This is a genomic window from Bifidobacterium hapali (assembly GCF_002259755.1).
Taxonomy (GTDB): Bacteria; Actinomycetota; Actinomycetes; order Actinomycetales; family Bifidobacteriaceae; genus Bifidobacterium; species Bifidobacterium hapali.
In genome coordinates, this window is the sequence record NZ_MWWY01000022.1 from 17542 (window position 1) to 42066 (window position 24525).

Annotated in this window: 18 protein-coding genes and 1 pseudogene; 13 read left to right on the forward strand and 6 right to left on the reverse strand. The window is 54.3% G+C overall.

Annotated features, from left to right (window positions below; genetic code table 11):
- Nucleotides 1-50: 50 nt before the first annotated feature.
- The 3 genes from BHAP_RS05305 (at nt 51) to BHAP_RS05315 (ending at nt 4243) form a co-directional block, all read left to right on the forward strand.
- Nucleotides 51-1232: a cystathionine gamma-synthase gene (locus BHAP_RS05305; RefSeq protein WP_094729708.1), complete on the forward strand. Its 1182-nt coding sequence runs from the start codon at nt 51-53 to the stop codon at nt 1230-1232.
- A gap of 347 nt (nt 1233-1579) precedes the next feature.
- On the forward strand, nt 1580-3655 hold the full coding sequence (locus tag BHAP_RS05310) for a RecQ family ATP-dependent DNA helicase (protein ID WP_094729709.1): 2076 nt from the start codon (nt 1580-1582) through the stop codon (nt 3653-3655).
- A 105-nt stretch (nt 3656-3760) separates the two neighbouring features.
- Nucleotides 3761-4243 (forward strand): S-ribosylhomocysteine lyase, encoded by a 483-nt coding sequence (locus BHAP_RS05315; RefSeq protein ID WP_094729710.1) that lies wholly within the window; start codon nt 3761-3763, stop codon nt 4241-4243.
- A gap of 42 nt (nt 4244-4285) precedes the next feature.
- Here the strand turns inward: BHAP_RS05315 and BHAP_RS05320 are convergent, their stop codons facing one another.
- On the reverse strand, nt 4286-5059 hold the full coding sequence (locus BHAP_RS05320) for a FadR/GntR family transcriptional regulator (protein WP_094729711.1): 774 nt from the start codon (nt 5057-5059) through the stop codon (nt 4286-4288).
- A 168-nt stretch (nt 5060-5227) separates the two neighbouring features.
- Between BHAP_RS05320 and BHAP_RS05325 the strand changes: the two genes are divergently transcribed.
- On the forward strand, nt 5228-5815 hold the full coding sequence (locus tag BHAP_RS05325) for a gluconokinase (protein ID WP_244569316.1): 588 nt from the start codon (nt 5228-5230) through the stop codon (nt 5813-5815).
- Nucleotides 5816-5861: 46 nt separating this feature from the next.
- Nucleotides 5862-6755 carry a phosphogluconate dehydrogenase (NAD(+)-dependent, decarboxylating) gene (gene gnd / locus BHAP_RS05330; protein ID WP_094729712.1) on the forward strand — a complete coding sequence of 298 codons (894 nt, stop codon included), beginning with the start codon at nt 5862-5864 and terminating at the stop codon, nt 6753-6755.
- 76 nt (nt 6756-6831) lie between these two features.
- On the opposite strand, the gene BHAP_RS12220 is transcribed toward gnd, so the two are convergent.
- The 4 genes and pseudogenes from BHAP_RS12220 to BHAP_RS05340 form a co-directional block, all read right to left on the reverse strand.
- Entirely contained in the window at nt 6832-6951 is a 120-nt protein-coding gene (locus BHAP_RS12220; protein ID WP_476693256.1) for a VapC50 family PIN domain-containing toxin, read from the reverse strand.
- A gap of 235 nt (nt 6952-7186) precedes the next feature.
- Nucleotides 7187-7618: a carboxylesterase family protein gene (locus BHAP_RS12110; protein WP_420807714.1), complete on the reverse strand. Its 432-nt coding sequence runs from the start codon at nt 7616-7618 to the stop codon at nt 7187-7189.
- Nucleotides 7619-7627: 9 nt separating this feature from the next.
- Nucleotides 7628-8614 (reverse strand): annotated as a pseudogene (locus tag BHAP_RS05335) (carboxylesterase family protein); the annotation flags it as partial.
- Nucleotides 8614-10929: a glycoside hydrolase family 95 protein gene (locus BHAP_RS05340; RefSeq protein WP_094729714.1), complete on the reverse strand. Its 2316-nt coding sequence runs from the start codon at nt 10927-10929 to the stop codon at nt 8614-8616. The pseudogene BHAP_RS05335 and the gene BHAP_RS05340, both read right to left, overlap by 1 nt.
- Before the next feature lie 226 nt (nt 10930-11155).
- On the opposite strand from BHAP_RS05340, the gene BHAP_RS05345 reads away from it, so the two are divergent.
- On the forward strand, nt 11156-12178 hold the full coding sequence (locus BHAP_RS05345; RefSeq protein ID WP_094729715.1) for a LacI family DNA-binding transcriptional regulator: 1023 nt from the start codon (nt 11156-11158) through the stop codon (nt 12176-12178).
- A 45-nt stretch (nt 12179-12223) separates the two neighbouring features.
- Here the strand turns inward: BHAP_RS05345 and BHAP_RS05350 are convergent, their stop codons facing one another.
- A complete protein-coding gene (locus BHAP_RS05350) occupies nt 12224-13204 on the reverse strand; it encodes a LacI family DNA-binding transcriptional regulator (protein WP_244569317.1) in 981 nt (326 codons plus the stop codon).
- Nucleotides 13205-13539: 335 nt separating this feature from the next.
- On the opposite strand from BHAP_RS05350, the gene BHAP_RS05355 reads away from it, so the two are divergent.
- From BHAP_RS05355 to BHAP_RS05385, 7 genes are all read left to right on the forward strand, one after another.
- Nucleotides 13540-15165 carry an extracellular solute-binding protein gene (locus BHAP_RS05355; RefSeq protein ID WP_094729717.1) on the forward strand — a complete coding sequence of 542 codons (1626 nt, stop codon included), beginning with the start codon at nt 13540-13542 and terminating at the stop codon, nt 15163-15165.
- A 100-nt stretch (nt 15166-15265) separates the two neighbouring features.
- Nucleotides 15266-16240, forward strand: coding sequence for an ABC transporter permease (locus BHAP_RS05360; RefSeq protein WP_094729718.1), 975 nt, complete (start codon nt 15266-15268; stop codon nt 16238-16240).
- 11 nt (nt 16241-16251) lie between these two features.
- Nucleotides 16252-17214 carry a carbohydrate ABC transporter permease gene (locus tag BHAP_RS05365; RefSeq protein ID WP_094729719.1) on the forward strand — a complete coding sequence of 321 codons (963 nt, stop codon included), beginning with the start codon at nt 16252-16254 and terminating at the stop codon, nt 17212-17214.
- 50 nt (nt 17215-17264) lie between these two features.
- Nucleotides 17265-19388, forward strand: a complete 2124-nt coding sequence (locus BHAP_RS05370) for a glycoside hydrolase family 3 C-terminal domain-containing protein (protein WP_094729720.1) — start codon at nt 17265-17267, stop codon at nt 19386-19388.
- Between the two features lie 103 nt (nt 19389-19491).
- Entirely contained in the window at nt 19492-21459 is a 1968-nt protein-coding gene (locus BHAP_RS05375; protein ID WP_158216438.1) for a sialate O-acetylesterase, read from the forward strand.
- Nucleotides 21460-21540: 81 nt separating this feature from the next.
- A complete protein-coding gene (locus BHAP_RS05380; protein ID WP_094729722.1) occupies nt 21541-22686 on the forward strand; it encodes a family 8 glycosyl hydrolase in 1146 nt (381 codons plus the stop codon).
- Nucleotides 22687-22790: 104 nt separating this feature from the next.
- Nucleotides 22791-24524, forward strand: a complete 1734-nt coding sequence (locus tag BHAP_RS05385; protein ID WP_094729723.1) for a glycoside hydrolase family 43 protein — start codon at nt 22791-22793, stop codon at nt 24522-24524.
- Nucleotide 24525 lies beyond the last annotated feature (1 nt).

Consider the following 24525-nt stretch of genomic DNA (forward strand, 5'->3'; position numbering starts at 1 on the left):
TCACAACTTCCATTACTCTCAAATAAGAATTATCCGAAAGGACACGAACCATGACCATCTCCACTAACGCCGCCGCGCTCGCCGCATCCAAGCTCGCCACTCGTGCCATTCACGCAGGTCAAGAGCCAGACCCTACCACTGGAGCAGTTGTCACGCCGATCTACGCTACGTCTACGTTCAAGCAAGACGGAGTCGGCGGACTGCGCAACGGTTACGATTACAGTCGCTCGATTAACCCGACTCGTAACAGTTTTGACGCGCAGCTTGCTTCTGTAGAAGGTGCGAAATATGCGCTCTCATTCTCATCGGGCCTTGCCGCGATCGACGTATTGCTGCGCTCGACGGTTAAGCCGGGTGACAATATTTTGCTCGGCAATGACGTGTATGGCGGCACGTATCGACTGCTGTCGAAAGTGTTTGTGCCGTGGGGTGTGGGCCTCGATGTGATTGACATTACGGACACGAATGCGGTAGATGCTGCGCTTGCGGCTAAATCGTACGCGTGGATTTGGGTGGAAACGCCGTCGAATCCGCTGCTCAATATTACTGATATTGCTGCAACGGTTGCGGTCGCGCACAAGCATGGTACTCGGGTCGCGGTTGATAACACGTTTGCATCTCCGGTGCTTCAGCATCCGCTTGATGACGGTGCCGATGCAGTCGTATATTCGACGACCAAGTATATTGGTGGTCACTCTGATGTGGTCGGCGGTGCGGTGCTGCTCAACGATGAAGAAACGCGCGATACAGTAGCATTTTTGCAAAATGCAGCCGGTGCAGTGCCTTCGCCGTTTGATTCGTGGCTTGATATTCGTGGGCTCAAGACGCTTGACCTGCGCGTTAAACAGCACAGTCGTAACGCATTGAAGATTGCACAGTGGCTTGAAGGACATGACGAGGTGGAGCGCGTGTGGTATCCGGGTCTTGAATCACATCCGGGACATGAGATCGCGGCACGCCAAATGCACGGTGGTTTCGGCGGCATGATTTCCGTGCAGATTAAGGCCGGATTTGAGGCGGCTAAACGGTTTGTTGGAGCGACTCAGGTGTTTACGCTTGCCGAGTCGCTCGGCGGTGTTGAATCGCTCATCGAGCATCCAGGCGCGATGACGCACGCTTCGGTGGCGGGCACGACGCTTGAAGTGCCGGCGAATCTGGTTCGTTTGTCGGTTGGCATTGAGGATGCTGACGATTTGATCGCCGATCTCGATCAGGCGTTCAAAGCGATCTGACTGCTTTCGCTGATTATGTGAAGGCAGACGCTATGGTTGCTGAGGATGAGGACCCTCTCATGAGGGTTTTCGCAAACTGAGAGGCAGATTTTCGACTTTGCAAGGGTCTTTCTTCGATCTGAGAGGCAGTAGCCAAAGTAAATTACACCTATTACCACATTGTTCGGGGGTGTATCGCTCGTTATTACCAAGGACTGCTGCCTCTCAGATCGAAGAAAGACCCTTGCATTGGAGTAATACTGCCTCTCAGATTGAAGAAAGCCGTGTCACGTCATGTCATGTATCGAAAGGGCCGACATATTATACCGTTTATACCGTGTGGATGGCCTCGCCTACACTGGTGAGACATGACGGATAATGCGGCGGCGCTAGGCGCGCTCAAACGGTATTTTGGCTATGATTCATTCCGGCCAGGTCAATCTGGGCTGGTCGAGTCGATCCTCGCCGGGCGTGATGTGCTTGGAGTTATGCCTACCGGCGCAGGCAAATCAGTGTGTTATCAGATTCCTGCCACGTTGCTGCCCGGCGTTAGTGTGGTTATCTCGCCTCTGATCTCGCTTATGCGCGATCAAGTTGACGCGTTAGCTGACGCGGGTATTCCTGCCGCATTCATCAACACCACGCAAACTCCGGACGAGCAAGGCATGGTGCTCGCGCAAGCAACTCATGGTGATGTGAAACTGTTGTATGTTGCTCCAGAGCGCCTTGAAACTGAACGATTCCGTGACTTTGCCGCACGCACGCCCATCAGCCTCATTGCCGTTGACGAAGCCCACTGCGTCTCCCAATGGGGACAGGATTTTCGTTCTTCATATCTTGGCATCGGCGAGTTTATCGCAGCATTGCCTGTGCGACCGGTCGTTGCAGCATTCACGGCCACTGCCACTGAACGAGTGCGTCGTGACATCGTTGCCATGTTGGGGCTGCGCAACCCGCAGGTCACGGTCACCGGGTTCGACCGAGATAACCTGTATTTTGATGTCATTAAGCTGGAAACGAAGCGCAAGGCGGCATGGGTGGCTAGTTATATCGCATCGCACCCAGACGAATCAGGCATTGTGTATTGTGCCACGCGCAAAGAAACGGAAGCACTCGCCGCTTCGCTCAATCAAACTGTGCTAGTGTTGCGTCGTGCTTCTGGTACGAAGATCGAAGAGCAAACTGCAAATCCGGTGGCGGTCGCTTACCACGGCGGTATGTCGCCCGAAGCGCGCAATCAAGCCCAACGAGACTTCGTTACCGACCGTATTCCAGTAGTGGTTGCCACTAATGCGTTCGGCATGGGCATCGACAAATCAAACGTGCGTTATGTGATTCATCACAACATGCCCGATTCGATCGAAGCTTACTATCAAGAGGCTGGCCGTGCAGGTCGAGATGGAGAGTCGAGTCGTTGTACATTGTTGTGGAATGAGTCAGATATCGTTACCCGTCGTCGCCTGCTTGACACTGATTATGACAACGATCGCATGACTGCTGAGCAGCAGGAGATCAACCGAATCAACAAACGACGCAAGCTCGAAGCGATGATAGGCTACTGTCGCACAACAGATTGTCTTCATGTGTATATGACGCGTTATTTCGGTGAAACTGTGCCGACCGATCCTCATGAAAAAGGACAGAGTCATGCTGTTTGCAAGGGTGGTTGCACGAATTGTAATAGTACGTTTGCCACACTTGACGTGACTGATGTTGCGCGTGCAATTAGTCGCTGCGTGCACGATGTTATGTATGACTATGACGAGCAGGGGCGGCCAACTCGTATGCCCATGAGGCAAGGTTTGGGTTCGGGAAAGATCGTGGCCGTGTTGCGTGGTTCGCGTGCGCAAGATGTACTTGCTCGAGGGTTGGACCGTTGCCCGAGTTACGGTCGGCTTGCGCAAACACCCGAGGCTCGCGTACGTGATGTGCTCAGTCAGATGACCACTGACGGATTGTTGACGATTTGTGAAGGCCGATTGCCGATTGTCGGATTTGGTGGTCGTGCGGCGGAAACTGTCGCGCCAGATTTTCATTATGAAATTAAACGCATCGAACGCACGACATCTCGATCGACTGGACGTCGCAGTGGCGGTTCGATGGCAACGTCCGGCTCTGCTCTGGGTTTGTTCACATCGGCAAACGGCAACATCAACGATCTCAATAATCTCAACGAGATGAGTGAAACTGATGAAGCGCTCTTCCAGCGATTGCGCACGCTACGTCGTGAGATTGCGCAAGAAATCGGCAAACCGCCGTATATCGTGTTCTCTGACAAAACGTTGCGCGACATGGCTCGCGTCAAACCATCCAACGACGAACAATTTCTGTCGGTCAACGGCGTCGGTGCGAGCAAACTCGAACAGTATGGTAAGCCTTTCATGGAGGCCATTGCTGAGTTTACCGCAAGCATTCCGGACGCTACGAGCGCAGTTGAATCGTGAGTCATAGATAACGCTTATAGGCAATTTGCGCGGGTACGCTTGCGCGTGCCAGCGATGGTGGAAGAATAGAAATCGGTCAATCATCCCTCAAATAAGGAGTCCGATATGGCAGATAAGCCAGTAGTCGAAAGCTTCCAACTGGACCACACGAAAGTCAAGGCCCCGTACGTGCGTTACATCGACACGCAAACCGGTCCCAACGGCGACGTGATTTCTAATTACGATTTGCGTCTCGTCCAACCGAACGAAAACGCAATTCCGACCGGTGGGTTGCACACGATCGAGCACACGATTGCTGTGCTGTTGCGCGAACGTATTCCCGGGTATATTGATTGCTCGCCGTTTGGATGCCGTACTGGTTTCCACCTGCTGACGTGGGGCACTCACTCGACCGAAGATGTTGCGCGCGCTCTTAAGGAATCGCTTGAGTTTATCGCATACAAGGCTACGTGGGATGACGTACCGGCGACGACGATCGAAAGCTGCGGTAACTACCGTGACCACAGCTTGTTCACGGCGAAGGAGTGGGCGAAGGATATCCTCGCGAAAGGTATTAGCTCCGATCCGTTCGAGCGCAAGGTAGTCTGATTTCGATCAGTTAACTGACTGGTAACTGACTTGGTCAAGTGACTAACGGGCGGCGAGTTGCATGGCTGCTGCGTCAGATTCGTCAACGATACGACGAATCGCTGACTCGGCGCCAGCACCGTCGCCTTTGCGAATAAGCGCCGCTGTTTCAACGTGGAGATTGAGCGCTGTTTGATTCGCGACTTGCGGCATGAGTTCGTATTGTGTGCGTCCTTGCAAGGTTGATGCAACCACGTCGCCGAGCCGCGCAAACATGAGGTTTCCGGATGCTTCAAGTAGCGTGCGATGGAATAAGGTGTCGGCGTTGAGATAGTCCTGACCGTTGGCATGGTTGGAATATGACACCATGTCAATGGCTGCGCCAGTGAGTGTAGCCCAGTGTTCGGTTGTTGCATTGGAGGCTGCGAGTCGCGCGGCGATTGGTTCGACTGCGGCGCGTAACTGGAACAGCTCATGCAGAGCTTGTTGACGATGAGTACCGCCGAGACGCCACTGTATGACTTGCGGATCGAACATATTCCATTGATCGATGGGGTTGACTGTAGCGCCGATCTTACGTTTGACGCTTACAAGCCCCATTGATTCGAGAACACGCGTTGCTTCGCGGGTTACCGTACGCGATGGGGTAGTGTTGCCGTTCATATCTGGCTCTGGCAGTCGTTCGCCGATGGCAATATCACCGTTAACAATTGCCATACCCCATTCGTCGAGTAGACGATCGTGTAATGGACGGTCGGTTACAGGTGCAGCGGTTGGAGAATTGATCTCATGAGCATGCGATGTATTGGTATTTTCGGCGGTGAACACAACAGACATAAGACAAGTATGACATAGATTTCTGATTATGGCATACATATTCCGTACTTTAGTGTCGTGTTGTGTTGCGTAATCCAATTATATGGTCTATATTTAATTACGACATATGAAATATTAGTATGACTATGAAATGTCATACAACATAACGTGACTAGAAAGAAATGCAGTATGAATAACGCAGCAACGTCGACGCAGCAACAGAATATTCCGAGCATTGTCTCTGCGAACACTGTGCCAGCCGGATATTTTGCCGATTGCAAGCCTATCGCCATCATCATGGGCGTATGTGGATGTGGCAAAACCACAGTTGCCGAGCATCTCGCTGCTGAACTTGGTGTGAAATATGCTGAAGCTGACGATTTCCATCCTAAAGCCAATATTGAAAAAATGGCCGCTGGTCATCCTCTGACCGACGAAGACCGTTGGCCGTGGCTTGACGCGCTCGCAGCATGGATTGATCAGCGTGTTGCTGCCGGTGAGCCAGCCGTGGTCACCTGCTCGGCACTCAAGAAAATCTATCGTGATCGACTGCGTCGCAAGGGCGTAGTGTTCGTCTATATGAAGGGCACGTATGACGAAGTATTACAGCGTATGTCTGGTCGTCAAGGTCACTTTATGAAGACGGATATGTTGCAATCTCAATTCGACATTCTTGAAGAGCCAAGTGCAGACGAAGTACATATCGATGTTGAAATCGGCCACGGTACTACGCCACAGCAAGAAGCTGCCGCAGTCGTCGCTGCGCTCGGTTTGTAAATTTGTTCCATTATCAACCACATCACCAAGGAAGGTACTATTTATCATGCAAATGGGAATGATCGGCCTCGGCCGTATGGGCGGCAACATGGTTAAGCGTCTGCGCGATGGTGGCCATGAAATCGTCGGTTTCGACATGAATCCGCAGTCAGCGCGCGACGTTGACTCGCTGGAAGCGCTTGTTGCTGCGCTCAAAACGCCGCGTGTCGTCTGGGTTATGGTGCCAGCTGGCGTGCCGACTGAATCAACAATTGCGAAACTTGGCGAGCTGCTTGAACCGGGCGATATCGTTGTCGACGGCGGCAACTCAAAATACACGGAAGATCGCGAACATGCGGCTGCGCTCGCTGAACGTGGTATCGGATTCCTTGACTGCGGTGTTTCCGGTGGCGTATGGGGTGCTGAGCGCGGCTATGCGTTGATGGTTGGCGGCTCAGCCGAGGATTACGCCACAGTACTGCCGATTTTTGAGACGTTAAAACCAGCCGGTGAATACGGACTCGTACACGCTGGTCCGGTTGGCGGCGGCCACTTTGCGAAGATGGTGCATAACGGCATTGAATACGGCATGATGCAAGCGTTCGGTGAAGGATTTGCCACCATGATGCGCAGCGAATATGTAACCGATCCAGCAAAAACAATGGCTTCGTGGCGTTCTGGTTCTGTGGTGGCTAGCTGGCTGCTCGACCTATTCGAAAACGCCACCAAAGATGATCCGACATTACACAATGTACCGCCGGTCGCCAATGAATCCGGTGAAGCTAAGTGGATGGTAGAAGCGGCGCTTGAACTTGGCGTGCCAACGCCGACCACTGCTGCAGCACTGTGGCAGCGTCAAGACTCGCGCGGTGCAGCCGATGATATTCTGCGCGTAGTCACCGCACTGCGCGCCCAGTTCGGCGGTCACGTCACCAAGATCGACGAAATCGCCACCCACTGACGCGCGTTGTGCTCATTGCGAGTTGCTGGGCGCGCAATTCTGCTGCGCCCCAGCAACTATTTGCTTAAATTCGCAATTAATGGGTAAGTGATTGCAGCCGTGAAGCAAACAAAGGACATCCAGTGTTCTTGAGATGTAGAGTCTCTTCCTGCATAGTGCGTGGAGGACGCTTCTTTGAAGAGACAAGCAGACACATCACTAGTATTCTGCGTCAGAAGTTCGTTTACGATGTTCGTTGCCCCTCTGGCAGTACACCGCCACGTGTTCCGATACGTGGCGGAAAACGCTCGTTGAATGGCTTTCAGTGAGAGAAAACCGCCACGCGTATTGGTGGCCTCCTGGCTTCCTTCGCAAGGGGAGCCACTCTCACTAAAGGGGAGTGAATGCTCTAACGAATTAACGACTCAGGAGACTAATGGTTTGTTATGTCTTTAATCAACAGTCATAAGCGGCTGCATGCCGATCTTGCGGCCGAAACGCATGGCCTGTGGCTTGTGCGGGTCGAAGGCAGTCCATTCAGCAAACGGAGAGTCGCTGTGGCTGGTGTTGTTCGGATTGCCTGTGCGCATGAAATTCGCCCAGTAATCGCACATGGTGTTCGATAGTTCATAATGCCAGCCGCTGAATGGTCGCCAGCATGTGTGCAGCGAGTTAAAGGTGAACCATAAGTCGGATGAGTGGAATGCGCCGGCATCGTCGCCGGGCATCTGCACGTCGAACTGGTAGAAGAATGGGCGTGGGTTGCCGGCATCAATCCATGTACGTGCTAACGCGATATTGCCGAGTTCGCCTTCGGGTACTGTCGTGCCATCGCTGCGGGTAATCGTGAACTCGCCGGTAGTGTTACCTACCAGCAGATCGATGGGGTGCCGACGATCTTGGGAGAGTAAGCTGTCACCATACTGTCCGGTCAGGAAACGACCATCAACACACGGTATCCAGTTGACGAGCATCGGCCAGTCACCGTCTCTGCCGGAATCTGGTGGAACTGGGAACGCGCATGCTGCGTCGAGCAGTTCGTTCGCTGGAATTTTGCGTGCTTCCTTGACGGATTTGACGCCAAGAAACGATAGGAATCGTTCACCGTTGTGTTGCGATTCCTCAAGTGACCACAAGTGCTTGTTGAATACGCCAAGTCCGCCACCGGATTGCATGATTGCATGCTGGAAGAGATTGCCTGACATCGAGCTTGCGCACTGAGCAAGAACACTGGCAGACCCGGCGGATTGTCCAGCGACGGTGATGTTGTTCGGATCGCCACCGAACACAGCAATGTTGTCTTTTACCCATGCGATTGCCGCATGCTGATCCAGCAAACCGAAGTTCGCTGCCGGCTCGTTGCTGCCGTTGCTGCGGTTGAGATCAGTGTGGGTAAAGAAGCCAAACACGTTCAACCGATACGCAATGGTCACCACAACAACGCCTCGGCGTGCGAGCGATGAACCGTCAAATTCCTTTTCTACGGTACTGCCACACTGGTATGCGCCGCCATAAATCCAGACCAATACTGGCAGTTTAGATTGACGCTCATCAACACAGTGTGCTGTGCCGGAACCGCGCAATGCAGGAGTCCAAATGTTGAGATATAGGCAGTCTTCACTGGTAGGGGTATCTGGGTCTACGCTCCATTCGCGACCGTAGAATTCGGTTGGCTGACTCATCGGTTGCATGCTGATTGGCGCGAAATCATGGGCTGGTAGCACGCCTGTCCACGGCCTCGCAGGCTGGGGAGCCCTCCAACGGTATTCACCGACAGGTGCCGCTGCGAACGGAACGCCTCGAAACGCAGTGATATTCGGATCTTGCATTGCAAGACCTTCGACGATGCCGTAGCGAGTGGTGACTTGTCTGGTGACCATTATTGTTGCTCCTTTGCTGTTGTGGTGACATGTGTTGTGGTGACATGTGTCGGGATGATATGGCTGACGCGATCAGTGTCCAGTGTAATGGTGATTTGTGTCTGGTCAGGGAAAACCACAGTGACTCTGCCGACTCGGGTACTGGTGATATCCAGTGCAACGACGTGGCCATTCCTCCATGTCATATCGAGCACGGCTCCGCATATGAGTCGCATCCCGGTGAGCGTGCCGCTGTGAAGTGGGTCGGGAAGAGATGGCAGTACGTATATAGTGTCACCGTAATCTTGAATGAGTGTCTCATACATGGCAGCGACAGCACCAAAATTGCCGTCGATCTGGAACGGCGGATGATTGTCGAGTAGGTTATCGAGTGTCGAGTCGGTGAGCAGTTTCGTCATATTGAGCCACACGTTGTGCTTGTCCCATAGCCTTGCGTAGAGAGCGATAACCCATGCTTTGCTCCATCCCGTGTTGCCGGAACCGTTGCTCATACGTTTGCGAACAAATCGCGCTGCGGCATTGATCAGATCTGGCGTGGTGTCGTGACGGATTTCGGTGCCGGGGAACAGTGCGAACAGTGGAGAAAAGTGACGGTGTCCTGGCTCGCTATCGGCGTATTCTTCGGACCATTCCATGATGCGTCCATCGGAGCTGATCGATGTGGGACGAAGTCCATGCAATCGTTCACGTACGTCATTCATGAGATCGGAGGAATCGTCGCAGACGGCGTCCGCCGCTAACTCGAGATATCCAATGAACAGCGCGCGCAGTATTTGGTTGTCGATGGTTGCGCCGGTACACAACGCGCCGCGCGTGCCGTCACGCATCACATACTCATGTTCCGGCGAAATCGAAGGAGATACTGCCCAGTACCCGTCCTTGTCGCGGATCATGGTATCGATGAAGAACGTTATGCATTCGGTGAGTACGGGTAATTCTTGACGGAGGAATACCAAGTCGTGCGTATACCGGTAATGCTCGATAATGTGTAGGCAGAGCCATGCGCCACCTAACGGCCACGCGCATGAGGGGAGGAACGCGTCCTGCATGGCACAGTCGCCCCACACATCCGTATTATGGTGGGCGACAAATCCTCGCGCACCATACATATGCCGCGCGACTGCTCGTCCGCTGGGCAGCATGGTATGGATGAGATCGATTAATGGCAGTTGTAGTTCGCCTAATCCGGCACGTTCCGCGAACCAATAGTTCATTTCTGTATTGATATTAATGGTGTATTTTGAACCCCATGCTGGCTCATAATCCTTATTCCAAATGCCTTGTAGATTGGCTGGCAGACATCCTGGCCTGCTGGACGAGATCAATAGATATCGTCCGAATGCGAGATATGTTTCCCATAGTGCGACGTCTGGGTTGGTGTTTGTGCTTTCTTGACGAAGTCTGTCGAGCCGCTGCTTCGTGGTCAGCTGTTCAAGTGACGCATCTTTGATGCTGTCATCGAAGTGAATCGCACTGCGATCGTACAGTTCGTGATAATCGCGAATATGGCGTTCTCGCAGCGCATCGTAGTCGTGTGCTGCTGCTTTGTTGAGTGTCTGCCGACACCAGTCAAACGGATCGGCGGTGCGATAGGTGGTGCGTCCGGTTATGTATATCGTCGCTGCGGTGGTATTCGTTGTGCGCACGGTCGCGCCGATACGATCGACGACGCCGTTATCGGCAACGACACGAACCAGAAGTTCGTAGCTGATGCCGTTCGAGCCGCCGTTCGTACCGTACAAGCCGATGGTTGCGTTATCTACGATGCGCATGCCGTCGCATCGCCAAGCCAATGGATTGTGCAAATCCATACGAGATACGGTCGTAGTGAATGAGATAGGCTGTTGCGCGGTGATGCGGTATGCGATTACGTGATCAGGATAAGTTGCGAAACATTCGCTATGCATAGTGACGCTACTGTCAGCGCGTGTGACAGAGACGACGGCTTCGTCGATGTCGAGTGTGCGTTGTGTGGTGTGCGGTTTCGTTGGCGTGGTGAAGCTGATGTGCACGTCGCCAAGTGGCTCGTAGTGGCGCATATCAGGGCTGGTTGAGCACAGGGATTGGCTTGCGAGCTTGTGCGCTTCGCTGATATTGCCTTGTTGGAGTAGTTGACGGATGATGGGCAGATATTGTTGTGCGTCCGGGTTGACGCGGTCCATCGGCCCGCCTGACCATACGGTTTCCTCGTTGATTTGTAAGTGTTCTGTACGGTCGCCGCCGTATATCATCGCACCGAGGCTACCGTTGCCGACAGGGAAGGCGTCATTCCAGTTCGCCGCTTGACGGTCTGATACGACAAGGTGTTTGTTCATGGAGGGCTCCTGTATGGAGATGAATCATTCGTTGATTCTTGATATAAAAATTTCTTTTCTATTAAGAAAATTTCTACTGCTGGATAGAATGGTACCATGATGATGTAACTTGTCAAACAATATGAAGTGGCACAAAAAGTCAATAATGAGAACACTCTCCTTCTTGATTTTAGCTGATAGATATACTCGAAATAGTGCGAAAACTTTCTGATTTACAGAGGTATTGATGATGACAAATGAGGGACGTAAAGTAACGTTGGCTGAAATTGCTCGTCGATCAGGAGTTTCAATTGCTGCAGTATCGAAAGTGGTGAATGGTCGTGATGGCGTATCTGACGCGACACGGCAGAACGTCGAGCGTGTACTTGAACAGGTCGGTTATCGTCGTAAGCGGCAGCTTGACGCAAAAATGTCATCTACTATTGAGGTGATTCTTCCATACACGGATAGTAACGGCATTGTGGAATTTCTTCGAGGCGCGACCACGCAGGCTAATGCGATGGGTGTTGGTATTACCGTTAGCGAACCTGGACCTAGGGTCGATCGATATGAGCTGTTTCTGCAGATTCTCAGGCGTAACCCGTTGGGTGTGGTTGTTGAGCTTCCTGATATCACTGATAAAGAGCGACGACTTTTTCGTTCTCGATCAATACCGTTTGTCATTGTAGATCTCGGCCGTGGTACGAGTGATGAATCCTTGTCTATAGGCGTAGATAATTGGACGGGAGGACTACTGGCTGGTCGGCATCTTACGAGTCTGGGGCATCGCCGCATCGCGGTGGTGTCAGGACCAGAAACTTCTGAATCATCATCGGCTCGTATGGCAGGGTTTGCTATGGCACTGAAGGAGAAAGGGCTGTATCTTGACCCAGAAATGGTGTGGACAGGAAGTTATCTGGTGGAATCTGGTTATGAAGCTGCGATGAAATTGTTAAGTATGAGGGAACCTCCTACAGCCATATTCGGTTTCAATGATTTGTCGTGCCTTGGAGTATTGCAAGTTGCTGCAAGGCGACGCATTGTAGTGCCTGAAGAACTTTCTGTTATCGGTTTTGATGACGTGTTCCCGGCTCCAGCAATCGGGTTGACTACAATTCATCAGCCGTTTGAAGAGATTGCGCAAGAGTCGGTCAAGATGCTCGTGAATGCGAAAAATCAGCAGGATGAAGGTCGACATATCGTTGACCGTCGTATTGTTATGACGCCGAAGCTTGAGGTGAGGCAAACCACGGCTGCGCCTCGAGCCTAATCTGAAACGTTATGAACGCTTGCGTAAGTATGAGGTCTCATGCTCCTAACCGTTGTATGGCGAAGCGGTGCTGCCCCGTATGATCAACTCGGTGGGGAACGTGAGATTGGCTGACGGCAGGTCCTGCTCATGGCGACGTAGCAGCATATTGACGGCTTCGGAAGACATCTCGCGAATGGGCTGACGGATGGTGGTGAGCGATGGCCCCATGTATGCGGAGGTCTGTACGTCATCGAATCCGACGACCGACAAATCATCTGGAATGCGTAGGTGAAGTATATGGGCGGCGTCATATACGCCCATGGCCTCCAAATCATTGCCGGCCACAATGGCGGTGGGTCTATGGTCTTGATCAAGTAGTTGCAAGGCGAGTTCCCTTCCGCATACCGTAGTGAAATCGCCCTCTTTGATGAGTGAATCGTCGGCTGGGATTCCTCGTGCGGCAAGTGCGGCAAGATGCCCGGCAAGTCGTGCCTGGGAGCACAGCATGGTCGATCGACCGGTAATCACGCCGATATGGGTATGACCCAACGCTAACAGATGACGAGTCGCTGCCAATCCTCCGCCCCAGTTGTCTGCCTTGATTGACGGTACATTCGGATTCGGATCTCCTGATGGGTCCAGCAATACGTAAGGGATGCCGCGTGAAGACAGTCGTTGTGCGGCATCTTGTGCCGGGTTGCTCAATACGAGTATCACTCCGATCGGATTGCGTTCCAGGCAGGCGTCTACCCAAAACGAAGGGGCGTCGCTGACTCCAAGCGTTTCGGTGATGACCACGCCTAGTTGACGATCTCGGGCGGCGCGTTCCACGCCGGTAATGACTTCGAGTCCCCAGACGTTGTCGAGTCGTTCCAGCACTACGTCAATGAGAGGGGCGGCAGCGGATCGATTCTTGCGGTAGTTCATTTCCTCTAGTACGGCCTGCACTTTATCTCGTGTCGCTGGTGAGACGTCTGGCTTGCCGTTGAGCACTTTGGATACCGTCGCCGTGGATAGCTTCAGTTGGGCGGCGATCTCTGTCAATGTGGCCCTTTGCTGGAGGGAGGGCGGGCGTTGCTGCGTCTTGTTTCGTGCCATGATCAAAACTCGTCATTGAGATATTTTTCGAAAAAAAATCTTAAAATTATTTTACATGATGTTGCATGGGTGGGGGTGTTGTGAGCGCTATCAATAACGATTACAATGCTTGTAAAACACAGTAATTTCAAGGTTTTTGCATGTCTTGGTCGGGAAAGTGCGTACGGGCGTGTCGGAATGCTATGTATACTTGACAGCCTTTCTTGGTGGGTTGTATAACAATAACTGTTCTTGAAATATCGAGAACAGAGAGAAAGTTTTCGCACACAAAGGAGAGTGCAATGGCACGACGTGACAGTAAAGCTCGATTGATGAGCGTGGCAGCGGCGACCTGTGCGGCCCTGACTGTTTTGGCGGGCTGCGGATCAAGCTCCAAGGATAACGGCACCCGTCTTGCTTCGGACGGTAAGCCTGAGGTGGAGATTCAGGTCCTTAAATGGGACAATCAGGCAGCCATGAAGGATATGAAATGGACCGACGAGCTGGAAACTGCTTGCGATTGCCATATCACATGGAAGGAAGTTTCCACCACTGCGTGGGATCAGCAGAAGGCCACGGCCCTCGCAGCCGGCGACGTCGCCGACATTTCCATCAACGGCCTGTACTATTCCGATGCGGTCAGCCAGTATCCGTACTTCGAAGACCTCAGCAAGCATCTGGACAAGATGCCTAACGTCAAGAAAATGCTTGATGAGCAGCCCATCCTGAAGAAGTGGGTCACTGATCTCGAGGGCCATATCTATGTGATGGGCATGAGCAACGTGCAGGGCGGCATGTCCGTGCACCGCCGTCTCATTAACAAGACCTGGCTGGATAAGCTCGGCCTGGACATGCCGACCACATGGGACGAGCTCATCAACGTGCTGGAGAAGTTCAAGACCGAAGACCCGAATGGCAACGGCAAGGCTGATGAAATCCCCATGGACATCAGAAAGTTCGCCACCAATTCCTACCGTTGGTGGGACCCGTTCGTCATCATGAACGATACCGGAATCCCGACGTCATTCAATACGGCTCCTGGTCAGGAAGGCGTCTATGTCGACAATGGAACGGTGAAAGCGTGGATGACTGACGACCGCTACAAGGCTGCCATCGAGTTCTATCACACGCTGTCGAGCAAGGGGCTGCTGCCTGCCGACGCGCTCACTCACGAGGATTCCTCGTATGATTCCGAGAAGCAGGGCGATGGAGAGGTCGCATCCGTTGGCGTCGCCATTGAGACGAATGCATACTCATTCGGTTCCGACCTGGCGGACCAGTATGTGGCGCTGCCGCCGCTGAAGTATGACTCGTCCATGTCGGACGATGATCTGGTCTGGGATACCTCTCTGCAGGCGTCCAAGTACGGTCAAGGTGCGCTTGCGGTCGCCAAGGATGCTCCGAACAAGGAAGCCATCTGGAAGATCGTCGACAAGATGTACAGCACCGACATGGCGCTGCAGATCAACTACGGCACCGACTACGTCAAGAAGACCGGTGACAAGGAATACACTGTTGATCCCTCCCGATACGATCCTGACCTCAAGATTGCGCCGACCATTAACATGACCACCTATATCCCTGATGACATCGTGGTAAAGGGTGATCTGGACGCCGACCGCAATAAGGCCGTGGATGCTCCGTTTGAAGCGGCTCAGCGTCACGTCAACGAGAAAAGCTACATGCCGGTCTATGTGAAGATGACCACCGAAGACGGCACCACGCTGAGCAACCTGTATAACCGCGTGATGACGTATGTCATGACCACCACCGGTAACTGGATTCAAAACGGCGGCATCGATGAAGGCTGGGACGAATACGTCAAGCAGGTCAAAGCCGCGGGTCTCGACGAAATGCTCAGCCTTTGGCAGAAGGCGTATGACGAGCAAGTCACCGATCCTCTGCCGCTGTTCCCCGACGAGGAGTAATAAATAGCGGCCAGGCTTGGGAAAGACTCTCATGGAAGAGAGTCTTTCCCAAGCCTCTCACCCACGATTTCATCGACATACTTCATAAGGAAGACCAACTATGAGCAAGACAGCGCAACGAGGCGTACAAAACGCAGATTCGTCCGTACCTGACAACATTGCATTACAGCGAAATCAACCACTGCCAATCCGACTGATAGCGCATTTCCGGCGCTTCTGGCAGATATGGCTGATGATTCTTCCGGGTTGTTGCTTCGTGCTGTTCTTTGCATACGTGCCAATGTGGGGCATTCAGCTTGCTTTTCGTGATTTTGACCCGCGAAAAGGCCTTACGGGAGGCAAATTCGTTGGATTCAAATACTTCAATCAGTTCTTCACTGATCCGAATTTCGTGGCGGTCATTACCAATACGGTACGCATCAGTCTGTGGACGCTGGTCATGGGATTCATTTTCCCGATCATCCTTGCACTGATGATCAATCAGGTCGCCAATGCCAAAATCAAGGGATTCATTCAGACGATCACCTACATGCCGCATTTCATCTCCACGGTGGTCATCGTCTCAATGCTCAATATCCTGTTGACGCCCAACACCGGCATCATCGGACGGCTGTTCCCCGGACATAACCTGATGGGTGAACCCAGCGCATTCACCGCATTGTACTGGGTCAGCGAGGTCTGGCAGCATGTCGGTTGGAATTCGATCATCTATCTGGCGGCACTGTCCGGAGTGAACACGGCGTTGTATGAGGCCGCGAAAATTGACGGCGCAGACAGACTTCAACTCATACGACACGTTGACATCCCGACCATCCTGCCGACCATGGGCATCCTCCTGATCATGAACATGGGCGGCGTGCTGTCGGTCGGCTTCGAGAAGGTCTATCTGATGCAGAACGTGCTCAACCAGCCGGCATCCGAAGTCATCACCACATTCACCTATAAGATCGGCATCCAGCAAAGCCAGTTCTCGTATTCCACTGCCATTGGCCTATTCAACACGGTCATCAATTTCTGCTTCCTCGTCATGGCGAACTTCATCGCCAAGAGGACGTCGGACACCAGCATCTTCTAAGGAGTCACGCCATGAGCCAAGCTACGCAAGCGACCGCGATCCCCGCGGCCAAGGTATCATCCTCAGACATTCCATGGAACAAGCATGTTCGGCAAAAGCAGACCGTGTCCGATTGGGTCATCAATATCGTCATTGCGACACTGATGGTTGCGGTCATTCTTGCGATCCTCTACCCACTATGGTTCATTATCATCGCGTCCATCTCCGATCCCAAGCTTGTGGCTACGGGACGCGTGACGATGTTTCCTCGCGGCGTGCAGATGGGCGGTTACCAACGCATTTTCGAAGATGCCCGCATCTGGACCGGATACCGCAACACCCTTATTTACTCGTTCGTCGGCACCGCCCTGAACATGGCGGTCACCCTGCCGATGGCTTTCGGTCTGTCTCGCCGCGAATTCAAACCAAGACGAGTCATACTGTTCCTGCTGACGTTCACCATGTTCTTCTCCGGCGGTCTGATCCCCAGCTACCTGCTGTTCAAGGAGGTTGGCCTGCTCGACACCATGTGGGTATTCATCCTCCCCAGCGCTCTATCGGTGTGGAATCTGATCATCGCACGATCGTTCTTTGAAACATCGATCCCGGAAGACTTGCACGATGCTGCGCAGATCGACGGTCTGGGATATTTCGGGTACTTCTGGAGAATCGTGCTGCCATTGAGTTCGGCGATCATCGCGGTCATCGCACTGTACTATTTCGTCGGTCACTGGAACGACTACTTCACTGGCCTTATCTACATCAGAACTACCAATAAGCAGCCTTTGCAGGTGGTCCTGCAGTCCATTTTGCTGTCGAACCAATCCGCGCAGAACACGGCGACATTCGGCGATACCGCCCAGCAGGCGCGTCAGGTCGCCGATCAGATCAAATACGGCGTGATCATCGTGTCGACCCTGCCGCTGCTCATCCTCTACCCCTTCCTGCAGAAGTACTTCAATAAAGGCGTGATGATCGGCGCGATCAAGGGCTGAACCTACCTTCATTGTCGTTCATTCCGTGATTTCTCATAGGAGAGACAACCATGACTCAAATGACACATGCCGAAGCGCTCGAACAGGCGAAACGCATTGTTGCGCAGATGACGCTTGACGAGAAAATCGATCAGCTCAACTACACGGCTCCGGCGATCGAACGGCTCGGCATTCCCGAATACAACTATTGGAACGAAGCGCTGCACGGCGTGGCCCGTGCGGGAGTCGCCACCGTGTTTCCCCAGGCGATCGGCTTGGCTGCCATGTTCAGCACGAACGAACTTGAGCGAGTGGCTGAAGTGATCGCCGAGGAAGGTCGTGCGAAATACAACGAGTATTCCGCGCACAACGATCGCGATATCTATAAGGGCTTGACCTTCTGGTCGCCGAATGTGAACATCTTCCGTGACCCGCGTTGGGGCCGTGGCCAGGAGACATACGGCGAGGACCCGTATCTGACTTCGCGCCTCGGCGTCGCGTTTATCCGCGGGCTGCAGGGCGATGGTCGGTACCTCAAACTTGCGGCTACGGCTAAGCATTTCGCAGTGCATTCCGGCCCGGAAGCCAAACGCCACGAGTTCGACGCGATCGCATCGGCCAAGGACATGGCTGAAACCTATCTGCCGGCATTCAAGGCGGCAGTCAAGGAAGCTGACGTGGAATGCGTCATGACAGCCTACAATTCCACCAATGGCCAGCCGTGTTCGGTCAACGATGATCTGCTCAAACGCCACCTGTACGGCGAGTGGGGATTCGAAGGCCACGTGGTATCCGACTTCATGGCACTTGAGGATGTACACGACAACCACCATTACACGAAGGACGCGGCCGAAACGATGGCCGCGGCGATCAAGGCAGGACTTGACTTGTGCGCAGGCCGTTGCTCGGGTGCGACCAAGGAAGCGATCGAACGCGGGCTGATCAGCGAGAGCGAGGTCACTCGTGCGGTCGAAGCGCTGTATGCCACACGCGTGCGGCTCGGCATGTTCGCAGACGACTGCGAATATGACAGGATCGATTACACGGTGAACGATTCAGCCGAACATCGCGCTTTCAACCGTGCGCTTGCGCCGAAAACGTTCGTACTGCTCAAGAACGACGGTATTCTGCCGCTCGACAAGTCGAAGCTTCACGCAATCTCAGTAACTGGCCCGAACGCCGATTCCGTGCAGGCAATTCTTGGCAATTATTTCGGTCGTCCAAGCCACAAGTCCACTATTCTCGAAGGCATCGAACGCGCGTGCGGTGACGACGTGCGTGTCTATTCGGGACTTGGATGCTCGTTGTTCGGCGTGCATGCCGAATCGGGTTTGTCCCGCGAAAACGAGCGCGAATCCGAAGCGATCATCGATGCCGAACATTCCGACGTGATCATCGCCGTGCTTGGCCTCGATGCCACTATCGAAGGAGAGCAAGGTGACGCGGGCAATTCGATGGGAGCCGGCGATAAGGCCGACCTGAGCTTGCCGGGCCGTCAACGTCACTTGCTTGAGCAATTGCTCGCCGTCGGCAAGCCGGTGATCGTATTGCTCGCATCCGGCAGTGCGTTGAGTCTTGACGGACTCGAAGACCATCCGAACCTTGCTGCGCTCATGCAAGTGTGGTATCCAGGCGGTCAGGGCGGTGACGCCGTCGCCGATGTGTTGTTCGGCAAGGAGAGCCCGTCCGGCAAACTGCCGGTCACGTTCTACCGTGACTGCACGGCGTTGCCTGATTTCGAGGACTATACAATGGCGGGACGCACCTACAAATATATGGATGGCGAAGCCCTGTACCCGTTTGGCTATGGCCTGACGTATTCGACTACGGCGCTTGGCGACATGAGCGTGGATGTGAACCGTGTCGCTCGCACGGCAACCGTGAACATCGAGATCGAAAACACGGGGGAGCGCGCTGAACGCCAGATCGTACAGGTGTATGTCAAGAACCTTGATTCGCCTCTCGCCGCACGCAATTGGCAACTTGCCGGTTTCGAGCCGGTTGAACTGGCTGCGGGGGAGACGCGTACGGTGAGCGTGTCCGTTGATCCAGATGCGTTCATGGTCTACAACGAGCGCGGCGAGCAGATCATCGACGGCGATCGCTTTGAGGTCTACGCCGGTGTAAGCCAGCCTGACGCGCGGTCTGCGGAACTGCTCGGCTTTGCGCCGCAATCTCAGATCGTCGAATTCTGACGATCGCGTAAAACCGCCGTTGCAGTCTGAGCGCGGCATGCATAGCAACCATATGCATGAGGGCTGCAACGGCTTTTCATCCATTGGTTTCAAGGAGATCATCATGACGTTGCAGGTTACTCCGTTGGTGTCTGACGGTTGTCTGATTCAACGGGACAAGCCATTCCATGTGTGGGGTTGCGGAGAGCCGGGGCGTACCGTCATCGTGACGCTGACCGTATCAGCGGGCGAACCGGCAGGCAAGTCCACCACTGAAGCAGCTATTGCTGCGGCCGCCGATGGCCGTTGGGAAGTCGAGTTGCCAGCCCAGCAGGCCGGAACCCGGGCGACGATCGGCGTGACCGACGGCACGTCAACGATCAGCGTCGGCAACGTGCTGTTCGGCGACGTATGGCTGCTCGCAGGGCAGTCGAATATGGAAATGCGTCTCGACCGCATCGCCAAGGAAGCCCCGCATCTGCTTGACGAGGCCGATGACGACAACATTCGCTGGTTCAACGTGCCGCAAGTGTTCGACTTCCAGCACGAGCATGATGATCTGTATGCCGGGGAGTGGTTCCCGAGCGCGGCGACACGGGCGATTGACATGTCCGCAATCGGCTACTTCTTCGCCAAGCGACTGCGCAATGGCGTGGATGTGCCGATCGGACTGATCAACACCGCGGTCGGCGGCAGCAAAATCGAAACGTGGATGAGCCGCGAACGACTCGCCTCGATGGGTGCGCTACCGGATGATTTCGACAAATACACGCCTGATTATGTGGCGCGTCAGCAGCGGCTGTTCATCGAAGCCGCCGCCGCATACGATCGTGAAGCGGACGCAGCGGATTGTGGATTGTCCCAGCATTGGCAGAATCCCGAATTCGACGATGCCGACTGGGATACCATGACGCTTGGCGAATCAGGGCGACCTGAGTTGCAGTCGCCAGGCATCGTTTGGCTGCGCAAACATATCACGGTCGATGATCGGTATGTCGGCAAGCCTGCGCAACTGCGTTTCGGTACGCTGCACGATGCCGATCGCGTGTATATCGACGGCGGGCAGATCGGCGAAACGTTCTATCAGTATCCTCCGCGCGATTATGATATTGCCGCATTGCCGAAAGCGTTCACGTTGGCGATTCGATTGAAAATCGAAGGCAATGCAGGCGGATTCACGGCCGGCAAGCGGCATCTTATCGTCGTCGGCGACGCGCTTGAACGTGACCTGAGCGATCTGAACGAGCGGGCCGAGTGCACTGGGCGCAACGACGAGACTGCAGAAGATTGCTCGGTTGATGGCGTGATTGACGTGGATGCTTTAGGCGCATGGCGATTCCGCCGTAGCGTATGGATGCCGGTCAAACCGGGCGATGAGTTCTTCCGCATGGAGCCGGTGGGCGACTACCATGCGATGATCGTGCCGTTGCGCCGACTCGGCTTCACTGGTGCACTGTGGTATCAGGGCGAGTCGAACTGCGCTCACCCGCGCGGATACGCGGACCTGCAAATGGCCATGGTTCAGGATTGGCGGCGACTGTTCAACCAAGGCGAATTCCCGTTCATTTACGCCCAGCTGCCGAACTATCAGCTTGACGATCCGTCGTCCTGGCTGTATTTGCGCGATGAGCAACGACGTGCGCTCGCGCTGCATAACACGGCGATGGTGACGACGTACGATGTGGGCGATGACAGCGATCTGCATCCGTTCAATAAAAAAGCGGTGGGCGAGCGTATGGCCATTGCCGCCGAGACGCTCGCTTACGGGGCCGATCACGAGCCGATGGGACCGTTGCCGTGCGCGGTGAGGTATGAGAGCAATCGCATTGTTGTGCGGTTCACGCACGTCGGCAGCGGATTGCACGTGACCGGTCGCCTGCGGTTCGATCTTGTCAACGGTGCCGGTTTGCCTCGCGTTGCTACGTTCGACGGGCGAATTATTGCGCGTGACCGTATTGCCATCGACCTGCCGCTCGGTACGGTTCCCGGCCGGGACGCACGACTGCGTTTCCTCTGGGAGGCCTCGCCGATGCCGACGCTCGAAAATTCACAAGGATTGCTCGCCACTTCGTTCGACATGGCCGTCGACTGACACCATTGACTGACAACGTCGGTTGACAATACCGGCTGAAATTACCGTACCGCTGAGCCACAAGGAAAGACATCGACCATCATGACAACGACATCCTCACACTCACTGTTATCCCGTTTCGGCTATGATCCGGACGACATCAACGCGCGCCTCGCACATGTCTGGCATGAGATTTTCGAAGGGCCGAACAAGTTCTACTGGACCACCGACGACGGACTCGGCTACGTGATGGATACCGGCAACCATGACGTGCGTACCGAAGGCATGAGCTATGCGATGATGCTCGCCGTGCAATACGATCGACAGGATGTATTCGATCGGTTGTGGGTCTGGGTCATGCGCCACATGTACATGCCGGAGGGACATCACGCGCATTATTTCTCCTGGTCGGTGAAACCAGACGGTTCCGCTCGTGCCAACGGTCCGGCTCCCGACGGTGAGGAATATTTTGCAATGGCATTGTTCCTCGCCAGTCGACGCTGGGGCAACGAAACCGGTGTATGCGACTATGCCGCACAAGCGCGTGAACTGTTGCATTATTGCGTGCATAAGGGGCGCGAAGAGAGCGGCGACCCAATGTGGAACGCCAATAATCGACTCATCAAATTCATTCCCGAAGTTGAATGGACTGACCCCTCATATCATCTGCCACATTTCTACGAAGTATTTGCTCAAGAGGCAAATGAACAAGATCGTACCTTCTGGCGTGATGCTGCCGACGCGAGTCGCGTCTATCTGACACGTGCATGCGATCCCGCCACCGGCATGGACCCCGAATACTCATTGTATGATGGCACACCACACACTGAAGAACAGTTCGGACGACACGACTGGTTCTATTCTGATGCTTACCGTACCGCCGGCAACATCGGACTAGATTGCCTCTGGAATGGAGTAACCGACACGATACTGTGCGATCGCATCGCCGCACTGCAGCAATTCTTCCTCACCCATGACCGCACCTGTGCCTACACGGTAGACGGTACACCAGTCGGCGACGAACGCGTATTGCACCCGGTCGGATTCATTGCCGCCACGGCTGAAGGCGCGCTCGCGGCAATCCATGCCGATCCGCTCGCCTACCCGAACGCCGAACGCAACGCGCGCGCATGGGTTGACCTGCTATGGCATACGCCAATGCGCGTTGGCCCGCGGCGATATTACGACAACTTCCTCTATGCGTTCGCCATGCTCGCGCTCGCCGGCAGCTACCGGTGCGAGTGGTGAGCGGAACGCGTCGAAGTTGCTGATTGTGCGCGGTTACCTCTCGTTGTAACGGGAATGGAATCGGGATCGATAGAGATACGTAAGATTCTAGGGAGACGACAACCATGATTCAGTCGATTCAGCCGACTAAGGCATTGTGCGAAACACGCACTATTCTCAACCCAATTTTGCGAGGAATGCATCCGGACCCGACGTGGATATGGGATGATACGCGTGAGGAAGTAGTGCTGGTGAACTCGTCATTCGAGCTTATCCCAGGGCTGCCTATTCATACGACGCGTGATTTCGTCACGTGGACTCACATCGGTGATGCAGTCGACGAAGACATGGCACATCGGCTGTTTCTCGACGGTGTTGCCGACTCAGGCGGATTGTATGCGCCGACTGTGCGGCGTATCCACGGACAGTACGTCATTGTCTGTACTACGACTCGTATCAATCGTGACAAGGCAATTGCTGACGGGTTGAGCGAAGAACTTGCCCAATGTGATGCCGCCGGCGGTAACTTCGTCATCACCGCCGACTCGCTCACCGGACCGTGGCGCGGACCGTTCTGGGTACGCGGTGCACAAGGCATCGATCCGGATATTTTCGAGGATCGAGACGGCACTATTTGGTGGACGCAGACACGACCGGCCATCGACTCGCATTGGGATGGGCAAACCGAAGTGTGGACCGCGCCGATTAACCCGGAAGACTGGACGATTGCGGGCGAGCGCACCGTGATCTGGCGAGGCTACGGTTTAGATGCGGTATGGGCAGAAGGCCCACATTTGTACCGGCTCGGCGACTGGATATACCTCATGACTGCTGAGGGCGGCACCTCGTTTGAACATAGCGAGATGATCATGCGCACGTTCGCACCCGATGGGCTTGCCCGTGCGATAGCCGATTATGAACAGGATTGCGCTACGCGTGGAGTCAGTATTCGTCCGGCGAGCGCAGGGGAGCGTAGCGTACTCGGTGAGTATGATCGTTTGTTCCGTGCGTGTAAGCGCAATCCTGTATTGACGCATCGTCATTTTGGGCCGTCTGAAACAGTGCAATGTGTTGGCCATGCTGATCTGCTGCATCATCCTGTGGCCGGTTGGATGCTGGTTTGTTTGGGCGTGCGGCAGAGTATTGGTGCGTCGCCGATGCAACGATACAGTTATTTGGGGCGTGAAACGTTTATTGCACCGGTGACTTGGGATTATGAGCTGGAAGGTGCGTTGGACTCGCTGGGCGATGGCATAGACCCGGGATGGCCGATCGTGACTCCGGGAATTGGTCGTTTGCCGAAGTGGTTGAGCGTGTCGCTTGATGAATCTGGTGCGGCGGTGGCGATTGAATCGTTGCATAGCGGTGAGCGTGACGACTGTATGAGTGTTGGTGATGATACTGCGACTATTCGTGTACATGCAGCGAATGGGTACCGTTTTTGTCTGATTGACGATATGGATTGTTCTGCTGTGGTCGGATTAGGCCATACGCTGATGTTGCGGCAGGATTCCTCGCATACCGTCACTGTGAGGGCGACTGATTCGCGGGTAGGGCCGATTGCTGTAGTGCATCTTATGGATGGTGATGACCCGATATGGGCACAGTTCCCGTTACATGGTCAGGAACGAGTCGGATTGCGATTGCACGATAATCAGCTTGATGTGATTGCTCTAGCGGATACGACGTTGACTGGTCCTCATCCATTGGTCGCGTCGCAATCGTTGCATATTGTGCACGGAGATGTTGCCGGTGCGCGAGTGCTGGCTTCGTATGATGCGCGATTTTTGAGTACTGAGCATGCCGGCGGGTTTGTCGGATGCTTGTTCGGCGTTCGCGGTGACGAGCCGGAATCGTAAG